General features: G+C 68.0%; 17 protein-coding genes. 15 read left to right on the top strand and 2 right to left on the bottom strand.

From position 1 onward, the window contains the following. Positions 1 to 10: 10 nt before the first annotated feature. Positions 11 to 1,213, bottom strand: a complete 1,203-nt coding sequence (locus AC5P7A_RS04625; RefSeq protein ID WP_495219926.1) for an MFS transporter — start codon at positions 1,211 to 1,213, stop codon at positions 11 to 13. Between the two features lie 89 nt (positions 1,214 to 1,302). Between AC5P7A_RS04625 and AC5P7A_RS04620 the strand changes: the two genes are divergently transcribed. The 15 genes from AC5P7A_RS04620 to map all read left to right on the top strand — a co-directional run bounded on the left by AC5P7A_RS04620 (position 1,303) and on the right by map (position 13,939). Further along, on the top strand, positions 1,303 to 1,752 hold the full coding sequence (locus AC5P7A_RS04620) for a winged helix-turn-helix transcriptional regulator (protein ID WP_495219925.1): 450 nt from the start codon (positions 1,303 to 1,305) through the stop codon (positions 1,750 to 1,752). 73 nt (positions 1,753 to 1,825) lie between these two features. Continuing rightward, on the top strand, positions 1,826 to 2,953 hold the full coding sequence (locus AC5P7A_RS04615) for a metallophosphoesterase (RefSeq protein ID WP_495219924.1): 1,128 nt from the start codon (positions 1,826 to 1,828) through the stop codon (positions 2,951 to 2,953). 133 nt (positions 2,954 to 3,086) lie between these two features. After that, positions 3,087 to 3,770, top strand: a complete 684-nt coding sequence (locus tag AC5P7A_RS04610; protein ID WP_014646433.1) for a response regulator — start codon at positions 3,087 to 3,089, stop codon at positions 3,768 to 3,770. Next, the gene (locus tag AC5P7A_RS04605) at positions 3,767 to 5,146 is read left to right on the top strand and encodes a sensor histidine kinase (protein WP_049441505.1); all 1,380 of its coding nucleotides are present in this window, start codon (positions 3,767 to 3,769) and stop codon (positions 5,144 to 5,146) included. Before AC5P7A_RS04610 ends, AC5P7A_RS04605 begins: the two co-directional genes overlap by 4 nt. Positions 5,147 to 5,226: 80 nt before the next feature. Further along, entirely contained in the window at positions 5,227 to 6,063 is an 837-nt protein-coding gene (locus AC5P7A_RS04600; RefSeq protein ID WP_032958029.1) for an alpha/beta hydrolase, read from the top strand. A gap of 1 nt (position 6,064) precedes the next feature. After that, positions 6,065 to 6,424 (top strand): EamA family transporter, encoded by a 360-nt coding sequence (locus AC5P7A_RS04595; RefSeq protein ID WP_014646430.1) that lies wholly within the window; start codon positions 6,065 to 6,067, stop codon positions 6,422 to 6,424. After that, positions 6,421 to 6,819 (top strand): DMT family transporter, encoded by a 399-nt coding sequence (locus AC5P7A_RS04590; RefSeq protein WP_032958031.1) that lies wholly within the window; start codon positions 6,421 to 6,423, stop codon positions 6,817 to 6,819. Before AC5P7A_RS04595 ends, AC5P7A_RS04590 begins: the two co-directional genes overlap by 4 nt. A 10-nt stretch (positions 6,820 to 6,829) precedes the next feature. Next, positions 6,830 to 8,038 carry a DegT/DnrJ/EryC1/StrS family aminotransferase gene (locus tag AC5P7A_RS04585; protein WP_014646428.1) on the top strand — a complete coding sequence of 403 codons (1,209 nt, stop codon included), beginning with the start codon at positions 6,830 to 6,832 and terminating at the stop codon, positions 8,036 to 8,038. Between the two features lie 168 nt (positions 8,039 to 8,206). Continuing rightward, on the top strand, positions 8,207 to 8,923 hold the full coding sequence (locus AC5P7A_RS04580; protein WP_262093251.1) for an MtnX-like HAD-IB family phosphatase: 717 nt from the start codon (positions 8,207 to 8,209) through the stop codon (positions 8,921 to 8,923). Positions 8,924 to 8,987: 64 nt separating this feature from the next. After that, positions 8,988 to 10,388: an aspartate aminotransferase family protein gene (locus tag AC5P7A_RS04575; RefSeq protein ID WP_495219923.1), complete on the top strand. Its 1,401-nt coding sequence runs from the start codon at positions 8,988 to 8,990 to the stop codon at positions 10,386 to 10,388. A 28-nt stretch (positions 10,389 to 10,416) separates the two neighbouring features. Next, positions 10,417 to 11,481: a GNAT family N-acetyltransferase gene (locus AC5P7A_RS04570; RefSeq protein WP_111205781.1), complete on the top strand. Its 1,065-nt coding sequence runs from the start codon at positions 10,417 to 10,419 to the stop codon at positions 11,479 to 11,481. A gap of 3 nt (positions 11,482 to 11,484) precedes the next feature. Beyond that, positions 11,485 to 12,369 carry an arginase family protein gene (locus tag AC5P7A_RS04565; protein ID WP_032958040.1) on the top strand — a complete coding sequence of 295 codons (885 nt, stop codon included), beginning with the start codon at positions 11,485 to 11,487 and terminating at the stop codon, positions 12,367 to 12,369. Between the two features lie 139 nt (positions 12,370 to 12,508). Continuing rightward, on the top strand, positions 12,509 to 12,868 hold the full coding sequence (locus tag AC5P7A_RS04560; protein WP_014646423.1) for a bleomycin resistance protein: 360 nt from the start codon (positions 12,509 to 12,511) through the stop codon (positions 12,866 to 12,868). Between the two features lie 68 nt (positions 12,869 to 12,936). Further along, positions 12,937 to 13,149 (top strand): ParD-like family protein, encoded by a 213-nt coding sequence (locus tag AC5P7A_RS04555; RefSeq protein WP_014646422.1) that lies wholly within the window; start codon positions 12,937 to 12,939, stop codon positions 13,147 to 13,149. A gap of 7 nt (positions 13,150 to 13,156) precedes the next feature. Then, positions 13,157 to 13,939, top strand: coding sequence for a type I methionyl aminopeptidase (map, locus tag AC5P7A_RS04550; protein WP_014646421.1), 783 nt, complete (start codon positions 13,157 to 13,159; stop codon positions 13,937 to 13,939). Here the strand turns inward: map and AC5P7A_RS04545 are convergent. Continuing rightward, positions 13,936 to 14,550, bottom strand: coding sequence for a LysE/ArgO family amino acid transporter (locus AC5P7A_RS04545; protein WP_014646420.1), 615 nt, complete (start codon positions 14,548 to 14,550; stop codon positions 13,936 to 13,938). The genes map and AC5P7A_RS04545 overlap by 4 nt on opposite strands. Positions 14,551 to 14,650: the final 100 nt, after the last annotated feature.

Raw genomic sequence — 14,650 nt, 5'->3', positions numbered from 1 at the left:
ACAGTCGACTCTACCGACAGTCGACTCTACCGGTTCGCCCGCCAGCCGATGCATTGGACGCCACCACCCGCCATGCTGCCCACCACAGCAGCGCCAGTGCCGCGATGCCTGCACCCAGCAGGCACACGGCAGGCCAGCCATGCCGGGCCTGCATCCAGGGCCCGGCAGCCGCACCGGCACCACTGCCCACTGCATAGAACAGCATGTACAACGCCACCAGGCGTCCATGCTGTTCTGCCGGTGCACGCAGCAGCAGCGCCTGGTTCGATACGTGCAGTGCCTGCCCACCGAGGTCGAGCACGATCACGCCCAGCAGCAGCAACGACAGCGACTGCGGCAGGCCCAGCAGCGGCCACCACGCGGCCAGCATCAGCAGCAGCGCGCCAAGACTGACCCGACCGGCGAAACCGCGGTCCATCCAGTGCCCGACCCGCGCCGCCATCAAGGCGCCCACTACGCCGGCCAGGCCCAGTGCGCCGATGGCCGCGGTGGACCACTGCAACGGCGGCGCCGACAGCGGCAGCGGCACCGCCGCCCAGAACACGTTGAGGCCAGCAAACAGCAGCAATGCCAGCGGCCCACGCTCGCGCAGCGCGCGGTCCCGGCGCAGCATGCCCAGCATCGAACCCAGCAGTTCGCGCCAGCGCGGTGGTACCGCCGGCACCGGCACCGCCGGCAGACGCCGCCACAGCAGCACGGCCAGGGCCGCCATCAGCGCTGCCGACAGCAGATAGACCGCCCGCCAGCCGACGGTGGCCGCGACCGCGCCCGATACAACGCGCGCCAGCAACAGGCCGATGAACACGCCGCCCTGCACCACGCCCACCAGGCGCCCGCGCTGCTCGGGCGGCGCAAGCGTGGCGGTATAGGCGATCAAGCCCTGGGTCAGCGCGGTGCCCAACAGCCCGGCCAGCAGCATGCCCGACAACAGCCAACCGGCCGTGCGTGCCGCTGCCAGCCACAGCAGGGCCAGCACCAGCGCCATCAACTGCATCCGCAGCAGGCGTCGCCGGTCACCGCGATCGGCGAGCGGCAGCAGGCCCAGCAATGCCAGCACACTGCCGGCCTGGGTTGCCGCCAACACTGCGCCCGCCACGGCACGGTCCAGTGCGAAGGCCTGTGCCAGCCGATCCAGCAGCGGTTGCGCGTAATAGACGTTGGCAACGCTGGCGCCGGCCGCGACCGCGAGCAGGGTCAGCAATGGGCGGGACATCGATGCGCTCATGGTGTAGTTGCAATTTGAAACTTGATGCAGGCTATCGTCATTGGTTTTAAACTGCAACCACATTCGGAGGCCACAGCATGCACGCCGACAGTCCCTGCCCCGTTGCCCGCAGCGCCGACCTGCTCGGTGATCGCTGGGCACTGCTGGTGATCCGCGATGCCTTCGACGGCGTCACGCGCTTTGGCGACTTCCAGCGCAGCCTCGGCGCGGCGCGCAACATCCTCAGCGATCGCCTGCGCAGGCTGGTCGAGGCCGGCATCCTGCAACTGCAACCGGCCTCCGATGGCTCGGCCTACCAGGAATACGTGCTCACCCACGCCGGCCAGGAACTGTTCCCGCTGCTGGTCGCGCTGCGCCAGTGGGGAGAACGCCATCGCTTCAGCGCCGGTGAAGCCCATTCGCAGTTGATCGAATCCAGCACGCGGCGACCACTGCCCTACATGCAGCCACACGGGCGCGACGGTCAGCCGCTGCAGGCCGCCGCCACCCGCGTGCGCAAGCTCAAGGACGACCGGCGCGGCGCCTGATCCGCCCATTCGCGCACACCACGATCGGGCCGCGCCGGTTAGCATCGGAGGTTTCCGCCGCCGGACGCCGCCGATGCCGCGCTATCGCCCTTTCCTGCTGACCGCCCTGCTGTTGCCGCTGCTGGCCTGCGCCACAGCAACCACGCAGGCCCGCGAGGTTGCCGCGCCCGCCGACCACGTGCAGGCCGATGGCCCCTATGTATTCCGCCAGGGCGACCAGCTGCAGGCCAAGTGGATCTGCGACGACAAGGTCGAGTCGCGCTCGCTGGCCATCAACACGACGGGCACCGATATCGCGCCGCGCTGTGGCTACGAACACACCGTGCACGTGGCCGCGCCGAATGCGGCCTCGGTCTCCGTGCTGCCGGCCGCGCCGCGCATCGTCGCGCTGTCGGATATCCATGGCCAGTACGGGCTGCTGGTGCGCCTGCTGCGCGCCCACCAGGTCATCGACGCGCAGGATCGCTGGGCCCTGGGCAAGGACACGCTGGTCATCGCTGGCGATGTATTCGACCGCGGCCCGCAGGTGACCGAGGCGTTCTGGCTGCTGTACGGCCTGCAGCAGCAGGCCGCCGCCGCCGGTGGCGCAGTGCACTTCGTGCTAGGCAACCACGAAACCATGGTGCTGTACGACGACCTGCGCTACGTCAACCCGAAGTACCTGCGCAGCGCCCAGCTGCTGGGCCGCAGCTACCCGCAACTGTATGGCGCCGACTCGGTGATCGGGCAGTGGCTGCGCACCCGCCCGGTGCTGCTGAAGATCGGCGATACCCTGTTCCTGCATGGCGGCATCTCGCCCGAAGCGGTGCAGCTGGCGCTGGACCCGGCACGCACCAATGCGGCCTATCAGGCCTCTCTGGGCCTGCCCAAGGCCGAAGTGAAGGCCGACCCGACCACCGCACCGCTGTATGACGGCAAGACCAGCCCGATCTGGTACCGCGGCTACTTCGATGGCCGCCTCGACACAGCGGGGGTACAGGCCGTGCTCGACCGCCTGCAGCTCACGCGCATCGTGGTTGGCCATACCTCGATGCCACACGTCAGCAGCTTCCACGGCGACCGCGTGATCGCCATCGACAGCAGCATCAAGAACGGCGAGAACGGCGAACTGCTGTTCATCGAGGATGGCAGGCTCAGCCGCGGCCTGCTGGACGGCTCACGGGTGCCGCTGGCACTGGGTGAGCCGGGCCTGCAGGACTGAATGGCGGGACAGCGCGACGGTGCCGGGAGGTGCCGGCGCGCTCCACCTTCACCCGGTTTGCGGCTACCCTCGGCAGCCGAGAGGCCCACCCCGTCCACCCGCTGGGCCCGACCGTTACAGGAGCTCCCCGCGCATGCGCGTTCTGATTGCTGAAGACGACCCGGACATCGCCTCCGGCCTGTGCGCCTCGCTGCGCCGGCAGGGGCATGTGGTCGACCACGTCGACAACGGCGCGCACGCCGACGCCGCGCTGGGTTCGACCCAATACGCGCTGCTGGTGCTGGACCTGGGCCTGCCACAGCTGGATGGCCGCGACGTGCTGCAGCGCCTGCGCCAGCGCGGCGATGGCCTGGCGGTACTGGTGGTGACCGCCCGCGACGGCCTGGCCGAACGCGTGCGCGTGCTCGACCTCGGTGCCGACGACTACCTGGTCAAGCCATTCGCACTGGACGAATTCGAAGCCCGCGTGCGCGCACAGCTGCGCCGCGTGACCAGCAATGGCAACCCGGACCTGCGCATCGGCCGCCTGCGCATCGATCTGGCCGGGCATCGGGTGTGGATCGACGACCAGTCGCTGGAACTGACCGCACGCGAGTTCGGCCTGCTGTCGGCACTGGCGGTACGCGCCGAGCGCATCGTCTCGCGCGCACAGCTGGTGGAGGCGCTGTGCGACTGGGGCCAGGACCTGACCGACAACGGCCTGGACATCGCCCTGCACCGCCTGCGCCGCAAGCTGCAGCCCGGCGGCATGGGCATCCGCACCGTGCGCGGACTGGGCTACATGCTGGAAGACGCGCAGGACGACAGCGCCCCGTGATCAGTGGCCCCCCCAGCCTGCGCCGGCGCCTGCTCGCCTTCCTGGCGTTGCCGATGCTGGGCCTGCTTACCTTCAATACGATCCTGGCCTATTACGTTGCGTTGGATTATTCCAACCGCATCCACGACCGTAACCTGATCGACGACACGCACTCGTTCGCGCAGATGCTGAGCACCATGCCGGTGACCAGCGACCTGTCTCCGCAGGCGCGCTTCCTGATCGAATACGAGCCCGACGGCCATCGCTATTTCAACGTGGACAGCAGCCGCCAGGGGACACTCAGCGGCAATGCGGATTTCAGTGCCTACGCGCCTTCGCAGGAATGCACCGGCGTGGACCCCACCCTGTACGATGGCATTCTCAACGGCCAGCCGGTGCGCATGGCCACCGTCTGCACGCGTGCGATGAACGATCCGCAGGACCAGCTGGCGGTGACGGTGGCCGAAAGCATGGCCGAACGACGCCAGCGCGCGCGCGAGATCCTGATGATCATCATCCCGCTGATGACCATGCTGGCGCTGGGCACCGCCGCGCTGGTCTGGTTCGGGGTGACCCATGGCCTGCGCATCCTGACCCCGCTGAGGACCCGCCTGGCGCAGCGCCGCGGCGAACTGGCACCGATCTCCGATGCCGACGTGCCCGAAGAGATCCAGCCGCTGATCAGCACCATCGACGATCTGTTCGCGCGCCAGGCGGAAATGATCACGCTGCAGAACCGTTTCATCGCCGATGCCGCGCACCAGCTGCGCTCGCCGTTGGCCGGCATGGCCCTGCACGTGGACCAGGCACTGGCACATGGCGACCCGGACACGGTGCGCGAGGCATTGCAGCACATCCGCCGGCTCAACCAGCGCACCGCCCGGGTCAGCACCCAGCTGCTCGCACTGAGCCGGGCGCAGACCGTGCCCGATACCGTGGAGGCACTGGACCTGTGCGAGCTGGTGCCGCAGTGGGTCGGCATGCGCGTGCCCGAAGCGATCCGCGATGGCATCGATCTGGGCTACCGCGGCAGCCCCCACCCGCTGCGCGTGCTCGGCAATGGTGCCCAGCTGCAGGAAGCACTGGACAACCTGATCGACAATGCGCTGCGCTATGCCGGCCGCGATGCGACCGTCACGGTCGGCGTGCATGCGCTGGATGACAATGACGTCGAACTGTACGTGGAGGACAACGGCCCCGGCGTGCCCGAGGACGTGATGCCACGGCTGGGCGAGCGCTTCTTCCGAGCGCCTGGCACCGCAGCCAGCGGCACCGGCCTGGGCCTGGCCATCGCGCACGAAGCGGTGGAGCATTCCGGCGGCCGCCTGACCTTCCTCAACCGCGCCGGTGGGGGCCTGAAGGTCGCCATCACACTGCCGCTGCTGAAGGCCCCCTGACCCGTACCGGGGCGCTGAAAGGCTGGCGAAAATCGCGCTTGCGATCCTGACCATCCCCACTGCCGTCCCGGAGCCGCCAGGTGACCGAATCGCACGACTTCTTCCTCCCCGGTGGCCCGCAGGGCGTGCTGCTGGTCCACGGCCTGACCGGCACCCCGGCGGAAATGCGCATGCTGGGCAAGGGCCTGAACAACGCCGGCTTCACCGTACACGGCGTGCAGTTGCCCGGCCATTGCGGCACCGTGGATGACCTGCTGGCGACCACCTGGGAACAGTGGTACCAGGGCGTGGAAGATGCAGCGGCGAGCCTGCGTGGCAAGGTCGACCAGTTGTTCGTCGGCGGCCTGTCGATGGGCGCGGTACTGGCGCTGGCGCTGGCTGCACGCCGCCCCGAATGGGTGTCCGGCGTCGGCGTGTATGGCGCCACCTTCCGCTACGACGGCTGGAACATTCCCGCCGTGGCCCGCCTGTCGTTCCTGCTGCCGTGGTTCAAGCGCTTCAACATCGGCCGCGACCGCATGTTCATGGAAGAACCGCCCTATGGCCTGCGTGACGAGCGCCTGCGTGCGCAGGTCAGTGCCGCCATGCTGTCCGGCGACAGCGCCGCGGCCGGCCTGCCGGGCAACCCCTGGCACGCGCTGGCCGAGATGCGCGCCCTGAGCAACTGGACCCGCCGCCACCTGCACCAGGTCACCGCACCGTGCCTGGTGATGCACGCCCGCGAAGACGACGTGGCCAGCATGGGCAACGCTGAACTGGTGATATCGAGGGTCAGCGGTCCGAAGGAACTGGTGGTGCTGGAAGACAGCTACCACATGATCACGATCGACCGCGAACGCCGCGAGGTGATCCGCCGCAGCGCGCGTTTCTTCACCGAAATCGGTGAACGCAGCGGCGTGCTCAAGGCGGTGGCCTGAGATGGGGGCACTCGCCACGCTGCTGTGGCTGGCCAATGTGGTGCTCGATACCGGTGGCCAGCTCGCCTTCAAGGCCGCCGCCAGCGACCCGCAGGATGGCGAAGGACTGCAACGCTGGAAACACATGCTCAGCCGCCCCTGGCTGTGGATCGGCATCGCCTGCTACGTGCTTGAGTTCGTTGCCTGGATCGCGTTCCTGTCGCTGGTGCCGTTGTCCAAGGGCGTGCTGCTGGGCTCGATCAACATCGTCGCGCTGATGATCGCCGGCCGCATCCTGTTCCGCGAAAAGCTCACGCCATTGCGGGTGACCGGCATGCTGCTGGTCACGGCGGGCGTGGCGGTGGTGGGGGCCGGCTCATGAGGCGCCTGTATGTGATCGGCTTTCCCCTGCTGATGGCCTTCGACACGCTGGCCCAGCTGTGCTTCAAGTACGCCGGTGACGCCGCGCTGCCGGTCGAGGCCAACACCGCGTGGCTGTTGCGCGTGCTGTCGCAGCCGTGGGTATACGGCGCGGTCCTCGGCTACATCGGCGCGTTCTTCACCTGGATGAGCCTGCTGCGCCATGCGCCGATCGGCCCGGCGTTCGCGGCCTCGCACCTGGAGGTGATCAGTGTGCTGCTGCTGTCGGCCTGGCTGCTGAAAGAGCCGCTGACCCTGCATCACCTTGTCGGTGCGGTACTGATCGTGGCTGGCATCGTCTGCCTCGGCCGCGCCGAAGCGGATGATCCGCACAGCCCCGCCGACAGCACTTCGTGAGCGGGCTGCGATGAGCCTGTTCGCGCGCGAACTGCCGCCGACCGCTGGCCTGCCGATGCAGGCCAGCGACTTCCTTCCCGGCGGCGGCGACCTGCGCGACATCCTGGCCACCCAGCTCGGCACACCGCCGCTGCAGCTGACCTGTTCCGGCACCCACGCGCTGCTGATCGCGCTGCGCACCCTGCGCAAGCGCGCGCCCAAGCGCGATACCGTGATCCTGCCGGCCTATACCTGTCCGCTGGTGCCGATCGCGGTACACAGCCTCGGCCTGCGCGTGCAGCTGTGCGATACCCGGCGTGGCCATTTCGACTTTGATCCGGCACAGCTCTCGCGCCTGGCCGACGCGCGGACGCTGGCGATCCTGCCCACCCACCTCGGCGGGCGCATCGCCGATGTCGAACGGGCCTGCGAGGTCGCACGCGGCGCCGGCGCCTGGGTGATCGAAGATGCCGCACAGGCGCTGGGTGCACGGGTCGGCAACAGCAGCGTGGGCCTGCGTGGCGACATCGGATTCTTCAGCCTGGCCGCCGGCAAGGGGCTGAGCCTGCATGAAGGCGGCCTGCTGGTCAGCCGCGATGACGAGCTGCGCGCCGCGCTGGCCGAACATGCCGCCGAACAGGTACGTTTCAGCCTGCGCTGGGAGCTGCTCCGCAGCGTGCAGCTGCTGGGTCTTGCCGCCTGTTACCGCCCCTCGCTGCTGTCGCTGGTGTACGGCAATCCGCTGCGCAGCGCCCTGCAACGCGGCGATCTGGAAGACGCGGTCGGAGACATTTTCCCGCTGGACATCCCCCAGCACCGGGTCAGCCAGTGGCGGCAGAACGTGGGCGCCCACGCTGCACGGCGGCTGCCTGCGTTCCTGCAGGCCGGGCGCCTGCGCGCACTGCAGCTGCGTGTGCAGCTGGCACAGCTGCCGGCGGTGGAGGTGGTCGATGGCCTGGCCGGCACCGGCGGCACCTGGCCGATGCTGATGCTGCTGCTGCCCAGCCAGCGCGCGCGCGATGCCGCACTGGACGAACTGTGGCCGCGCGGCCTCGGTGCCAGCCGCATGTTCATCCATGCCCTGCCCGACTACGCCTACCTGCGTGGCATCGTGCCGCAGGACGACATGCCGAACGCGCGCGACTTCGCCGCACGCATGCTGACCCTCGGCAACAGCGCCTGGCAGACCCGGGAAGAGACCGCGCAGATCCTGCGGGCGCTGGCCGCTGCGCAGCCCTGAAAGCGCGGTTTTCACGGCATCACGCCCATTCAGCACGCTCGATTCCTGAACACTTTCCCCACCCGGCGGTGCAGGCTTTCAACAGGAAAGGAACGAGAAAGGCTGCCTGCCTACATTGAGCCTGCCCCGGCATCGTGCCGGACGTTTCTTTCATCGACGGACCTGCCCATGCACTGGAGCATCCTGTGTGACTTCGATGGCACCATCAGCCTCGAAGATGTCATCGACTCGCTGCTGGAGAAGTACGGCCAGCCGGGCTGGCAGCAACTGGAAGACCAGTGGAAGGCGGGAAAGATCGGCTCGCGTGAATGCATGCAGGGCCAGGTGCGGCTGTTGAAGCTGGACCCGGCCACGCTCGACGCGCACCTGGACCAGGTGCAGATCGATCCGGGCTTCGCCGCCTTTGTCAGCCGCGCCGAACAGCTGGGCGTGCCGCTGCGCATCGTCAGCGACGGGCTGGACTATGCGATCCACCGCATCCTCGCCAACCACGGCCTGTCGCGACTGCCGGTGGTGGCCAACCACCTGCGCTGGTGCGAAGACCATTGGGAACTGGAGTCGCCCTACCAGGCCGAAGGATGCCGCAGTGGTACCTGCAAGTGCACCTGCGCCGCGCAGGCGCGTGTCGACGAAGCACCACGCGTGCTGATGATCGGCGATGGCAGCTCGGATTTCTGCGTCTCCGAAGATGCCGACTTCGTGTTCGCCAAGCGCCGCCTGATCACCCATTGCACGAAGGCCGGCATCGAGCATGCCGCCATCGATACCTTCCACGATGCAATCGCACTGTTGCCGCGCTTGCTCGATGGCAGCCTGCTGCAGCCACGTCGCCTCGACGCCAGCCCGCAGCCCGCCGCACTGCCCCTGCTGCTGGCCACCGCCTGAGCACTCCCTTCCAGGCGCGCTCCCCCGTCACCCCTTTCGAACGTCCTTCACGGAACCGAACTGCATGAACATTTTTGACAAGAACGCCGACGCGGCTGCCTCCGACGCGCAGCTGCTGGCCGACGAAGCCCGCTACAGCTCCTTCGGCGACACCGTCCACTACGTCGACCCGCCGAAGATCTTCCAGCGCGGCGAAGGAAGCTACATGTTCGACGGTGCGGGCGTGCCCTACCTCGACCTGCAGATGTGGTACTCGGCCTGCAACTTCGGCTACAGCAACAAGCGCCTGAACGACGCGCTGAAGGACCAGATCGACACCCTGCCGCAGGTCGCCAGCCAGTACCTGCACCCGACCCGCGTGCAGCTGGCCAAGACCATTGCCGTGGACATGCACCAGAAGTTCGGCCTCGACGGCCGCGTGCACTTCAACGTCGGCGGCGCGCAGGCCATTGAAGATTCGCTGAAGATCGTGCGCAACGCGCGCGGCGGCAAGAGCCTGATGTTCGCCTTCGAAGGCGGCTACCACGGCCGCACCCTGGGTGCCTCGTCGATCACCTCCAGCTACCGCTACCGCCGCCGCTACGGCCACTTCGGCGAGCGCGCGATGTTCATCCCGTTCCCGTACCCGTTCCGTCGCCCGAAGGGCATGACCCCGGACGAGTATTCCGACCACTGCGTGTGGCAGTTCGAGCGCCTGTTCGAAAGCGAGTACAACGGCGTGTGGGATCCCAAGGTCGGCCAGGCCGAGTACGCCGCGTTCTACGTCGAGCCGATCCAGGGCACCGGTGGCTACGTCATCCCGCCGCGCAACTTCTTCACTGGCCTCAAGCGCGTGCTGGACAGGTACGGCATCCTGATGGTCGTCGATGAAATCCAGATGGGTTTCTGGCGCACCGGCAGGCTGTGGTCGATCGAGCACTTCGGCGTTACCCCGGACGTGCTGGTGTTCGGCAAGGCGCTGACCAACGGCCTGAACCCGCTGTCGGGCCTGTGGGCGCGCGAAGAACTGATCAACCCGACCGTGTTCCCGCCGGGCTCCACCCACTCCACCTTCAACTCCAATCCGCTGGGCACCCGCCTCGGCCTGGAAGTGCTGAAGCTGGGCAAGGAAATGGATTACGAGCGCACCGTGCCGGAGAAGGGCGCGTACTTCCTGGACGGCCTGCGTGGCCTGCAGAAGCGTCACCCGGAGATCGGCGACGTCGACGGCCTGGGCCTGGCCCTGCGCGCCGAGATCTGCCAGACCGACGGCTACACCCCCAACAAGGAACTGCTGGACCGCATGGTCGACATCGGCCTGGCCGGTGACCTCCTGCACGACGGCAAGCGCATGGGCCTCGTGCTCGACGTGGGTGGCTGGTACAAGAACGTGATCACCTTCGCGCCGTCGCTGGACATCAGCTACGAAGAGATCGACCTGGCGATCACCCTGCTCGACCAGGCGCTGACCAAGGCCAAGGGCTGAGGTCGATGCGCTGCCGGTTCCCGTGCCGATGGAGATGACGTCACGCGCATCCAGCACCGCGCTGGAACCGGCCGCGCTGCTGGAGGGCTTCCTGGCCCACCCGCCGCTTGGATTCGAGGCAGGCCTGCTTCCCAGCGGCCTGCCGACCTTCCGTGCGCCGCTCGACCTGACCACCACGATGGACGACGACCTGCGCGGCAAGCTGCTTGGCTTGCCGCTGTCGCGCCTGTGGCGGCCCTGGATTACCTGGAAGACCCGCTTCGTCGGTGCCACCAGCACCGAGTACACCCCGTTGCCCGCGCACGTCGCACCAGAGGCATTGGCCGAGGACGTGACGCGTCACGCGATCGGCGATACCCGGCTGCTGGTGGTCAAGGACCTGGCAATCGATTCGCCGCTGCTGGACGACGCGGCCAATGCACACAGCAGCGCCTTCCTGCAGGCGCTGCTGGCACGCGGCTTCGTCGAGCTGGAAGGCATGCCGCTGGCCTGGGTGGCGATCGATTTCGATTCGATCGATGGCTATCTCGGACGCCTGTCGTCCTCGCGCCGCAAGAACATCCGGCGCAAGCTGCGCTCGCGCGATGGCCTGCAGATCGACTGCATCGCCACCGGCGATCCGGCCCTCGCCGACCCGCAACTGCAGGCCGAACTGTACGCGCTGTACCTGGGCGTGTTCGCGCAGAGCGCGGTGCATTTCGACCAGCTCGACCTGCCCTACTTCCAACACCTGCTGGCCGACAGCCAGGGCCAGGGACGGATGTTCCTGTACCGCCACCAGGGTCTGCTGATCGGCTGGAACCTGTGCTACATCCACGCCGGAAAGCTGGTGGACAAGTACATCGGCCTGGCCTACCCGCAATCACGCGAGCACAACCTGTACGCGGTCAGCTGGATGCACAACCTCGAGTACGCGCTGCAGCACAGCCTGAGCCACTACGTGGCCGGCTGGACCGACTCGCGGATCAAGGCCGAGCTGGGCGCCCGCTTCACCTCCACCCGGCACGCGATCCACGCTCGCTCCCCGCTGCTGCGCGCTGCCCTGCGCAAGCTGGCCCCGTACCTGCAGGGCGAACCTGATGGAGGCGGTTGAACGATGTCGTCGCGTTTTCCGCTGATCCTGGACCTGGACGGTGGCGTACTGCCGCTTCCACAGGCGCAGACCCTGGCGCTGCCGCAGTGGCACGATCCGCTGCGCTTCGCCTGCAGCACTTCAACCCTGGACCGTTTCGCCGCTGAAGTGCTGGCACCGCTGCCGGCCCAGCTCGGCACGGTGATGCTCGGCAGTGGCGACTTCCACCACCTCAGCCTGCCGCTGCTGCGTCGCATGCGCGCGCACCAGCCGTTCCAGCTGGTGGTGCTGGACAACCATCCGGACAACATGCGTTTCCCGTTCGGCATGCACTGCGGGTCGTGGGTGAACGCGGCCAGCAAGCTGCCGCAGATCTCGCACATCCATGTGCTCGGCATCACCTCCAGTGACATCGGCCTGGGCCACGCCTGGGAGAACCATTGGCGCCCGCTGATGGGCGGGCGCCTGACTTACTGGTGCATGGATGTGGACGTGGGCTGGGGCCACCGCCTCGGCAGCGGCCGTGCATTCCGACGGTTCGAGCACCCGGAGGCACTGGTTGCCGCGTTCGCCGCCGAGCAGGCCAAGTCGCCGCAACCGACCTACCTGTCGATCGACAAGGATGTGTTCGCCGAGGACGTCGCCCGCAGCAACTGGGACCAGGGCCGCTTCCAGCTGGAACACGCACTGGTGGTGATCGAAGCGCTGCGCGCCGGCGGCCTGGTCGGCAGCGACATCACCGGCGAAGTGTCGCTGGCCAACTACCAGAGCCGCTTCAAGCGCTGGCTGTCGTCGCTGGACGGCCAACCTGACGTCAGCGCCGAGGATCTGCCGGTGTGGCAGGCACGGCACCAGCAGGTGAATCGCGAACTGCTGGCGGCGATGGCCGCCGTGCCGACCGCCTGCTGACCGCGTCGGTCGTGCCGGCCGCTGGCCGGCGTGGCTTCGGTAGTGCCGGCCGCTGGCCGGCAACCTCATCGTTCCCAGGCTCGCCGGGATGCCGGCCAGCGGCCGGCACTACACTGGACTCCCGCCCCGGAGCCTCGCGATGCCCCAGACCGTCATCCCGCAACTGCGCATGCGCCATGCCGACACCACCCTGCCATTCTACGTGCAGGGGCTGGGTTTCGTGGTCGACTGGGAACACCGCTTCGAACCCGGCTTCCCGCTGTTCGCCCAGCTCACCCGCGACGGCCAGACGATCTTCCTCACCGAACACAGCGGCGACTGCGAGGTCGGCGGCGCGGTGTACTTCATCGTTGAAGACGTCGACGCCCTGCACCGCGCCTTCAGTGCCGCCAACGTACCGATCGAGCAGCCACCGCACGACACCGGATGGGGCAGCCGCGAGATGCTCCTGCGTGACCCGGACGGCAACCGACTGCGCTTTGCCACCCACGTGGACTGAACGATGCGGGCTTGAGGCGGATATACGGAACATATATGCTTCATATATCCATTCCGCCAGGACCGCCCATGGGCATCGTCAACATCGATGACACCCTGCACGACCAGCTGCGCCGTGCCTGCACCGTCTCCAGCCGTTCGATCAACGCCCAGGCCACCTTCTGGATCCGGGTCGGCATGCTGTGCGAGATGAACCCCACGCTGAGCTTCCAGGACATCGTCGCCAGCGAACTGCGGGCAGCCGGGGTGCAGCCGCAGGCGCTGGCGCCCGGGCGGGCCTGACATGACGATGATCAAGCAGCCGCACGAAATCGCGTTGCTGGCCGAATCCGGGCGCCTGCTGGCGCAGGTGTTCGCCGCGCTCGACCAGCTGCCGCTGCAGGGACGCAGCACGATGGAGATCAACGACTTCGTCGAGCGCATGATCGTCGATGAGCTGCAGGCGCGGCCGGCCAGCAAGGGCCAGTACGGCTTCCCGTATGTGCTCAACACCTCGATCGACAACGTGGTCTGCCACGGCGTTCCCAGCACCACCGACGTGCTGCGCAACGGCCAGATCGTCAACCTCGACATCACCCTGGAGAAGAACGGCTACATCGCCGACTCCAGCACCACCTACCTGGTCGGTGAGGTCGACTACGCCGCGCGCAGGCTGGTGCAGGCCACCTACCAGGCGATGTGGAAAGGCATCGCTGCGGTGCGCCCGGGAGCGCGCCTGGGCGATATCGGCCACGCCATCGCCCGCCACGCGCGCAGCCACGGCTACAGCGTGGTGAAGGAATACTGCGGCCATGGCATCGGCCAGCAGATGCACGAGGAACCGCAGATCCTGCATTACGGCCATCCCAACACCGGCATGGTGCTGGAAGAAGGCATGGTGTTCACCATCGAGCCGATGCTCAACCAGGGCAAGCCGGCCATCCGTCAGCAGCCGGACCAATGGCCGGTCTACACCCGCGACGGCAAGCTGTCGGCGCAGTTCGAGCACACCGTGGCGGTCACCCGCAGCGGCGTGCGCGTGCTGACCCTGCGCCCCGGCGAAACCCCGCAGTGCGCGGTGGACGCGGCCTAGAGCGGGCGCAACAGCAGCAGCGTGGCGAGGCAGGACATGAAGACCGCCACGGCGGCATCCAGCACCCGCCAGGCGCCCGGCCTGCGGAACACCGGCTGCAACAGGCGCGCGCCATAGCCCAGCGTGCAGAACCAGGCCACGCTGGCGGCGCAGGCACCGGCGGCGAACGCCCAGCGCAGGTCACCGGGGTAGCGCGTGGACAGACTGCCCAGCAGCACCACCGTATCCAGATAGACGTGCGGGTTGAGCAGCGTGAACGCCAGGCAGGTCAGCAGTACCTGCCGTCCGCTGCCGCCCTGCGCCTCGGCGGCGGCCAGGGCACTGCCACCGCGCCACGCGCGCAGCCCCGCCCGCAGGCCATACCAGAACAGGAAGGCCGCACCACCGAAGCGCAGCACCTGCAGCAGCAGCGGCCACTGCAGCACCAGCGCGCCCATGCCGCCAACGCCAGCAAGGATCAGCGCGATATCCGCGCCGGCGCAGGCCAGCACTACCGTCCCCACATTGCGCTGCTGCAGGCCCTGGCGCAGCACGAAGGCATTCTGCGCGCCGATGGCGATGATCAGGCCGGCACCTGCGAACAGGCCGGCGGCGGTAGCGGCAATCCACATCGGGACAGGCCAGGCAGCGAGGGGACGCGCAGGGTGCGGCCAACAGCCTTGATTAGACAAACTGATTTTTCTTTATCCTGTGCAGGAAAACTGAAGAGGC

Source organism: Stenotrophomonas sp. YJH_SMC_65, from assembly GCF_059369475.1.
Note: the sequence above shows the minus strand (reverse complement) of the source record. Positions and strands in the feature narration are given on the sequence as shown.

What these genes read in the sequence shown, in the direction of transcription:
- AC5P7A_RS04625 (WP_495219926.1), bottom strand. Translation starts at nt 1,213, where the DNA reads ATGTCCCGCCCATTGCTGACCCTGCTCGCGGTCGCGGCCGGCGCCAGC.
- AC5P7A_RS04620 (WP_495219925.1), top strand. Translation starts at nt 1,303, where the DNA reads ATGCACGCCGACAGTCCCTGCCCCGTTGCCCGCAGCGCCGACCTGCTC.
- AC5P7A_RS04615 (WP_495219924.1), top strand. Translation starts at nt 1,826, where the DNA reads ATGCCGCGCTATCGCCCTTTCCTGCTGACCGCCCTGCTGTTGCCGCTG.
- AC5P7A_RS04610 (WP_014646433.1), top strand. Translation starts at nt 3,087, where the DNA reads ATGCGCGTTCTGATTGCTGAAGACGACCCGGACATCGCCTCCGGCCTG.
- AC5P7A_RS04595 (WP_014646430.1), top strand. Translation starts at nt 6,065, where the DNA reads ATGGGGGCACTCGCCACGCTGCTGTGGCTGGCCAATGTGGTGCTCGAT.
- AC5P7A_RS04590 (WP_032958031.1), top strand. Translation starts at nt 6,421, where the DNA reads ATGAGGCGCCTGTATGTGATCGGCTTTCCCCTGCTGATGGCCTTCGAC.
- AC5P7A_RS04585 (WP_014646428.1), top strand. Translation starts at nt 6,830, where the DNA reads ATGAGCCTGTTCGCGCGCGAACTGCCGCCGACCGCTGGCCTGCCGATG.
- AC5P7A_RS04580 (WP_262093251.1), top strand. Translation starts at nt 8,207, where the DNA reads ATGCACTGGAGCATCCTGTGTGACTTCGATGGCACCATCAGCCTCGAA.
- AC5P7A_RS04575 (WP_495219923.1), top strand. Translation starts at nt 8,988, where the DNA reads ATGAACATTTTTGACAAGAACGCCGACGCGGCTGCCTCCGACGCGCAG.
- AC5P7A_RS04570 (WP_111205781.1), top strand. Translation starts at nt 10,417, where the DNA reads ATGGAGATGACGTCACGCGCATCCAGCACCGCGCTGGAACCGGCCGCG.
- AC5P7A_RS04565 (WP_032958040.1), top strand. Translation starts at nt 11,485, where the DNA reads ATGTCGTCGCGTTTTCCGCTGATCCTGGACCTGGACGGTGGCGTACTG.
- AC5P7A_RS04560 (WP_014646423.1), top strand. Translation starts at nt 12,509, where the DNA reads ATGCCCCAGACCGTCATCCCGCAACTGCGCATGCGCCATGCCGACACC.
- AC5P7A_RS04555 (WP_014646422.1), top strand. Translation starts at nt 12,937, where the DNA reads ATGGGCATCGTCAACATCGATGACACCCTGCACGACCAGCTGCGCCGT.
- map (WP_014646421.1), top strand. Translation starts at nt 13,157, where the DNA reads ATGATCAAGCAGCCGCACGAAATCGCGTTGCTGGCCGAATCCGGGCGC.
- AC5P7A_RS04545 (WP_014646420.1), bottom strand. Translation starts at nt 14,550, where the DNA reads ATGTGGATTGCCGCTACCGCCGCCGGCCTGTTCGCAGGTGCCGGCCTG.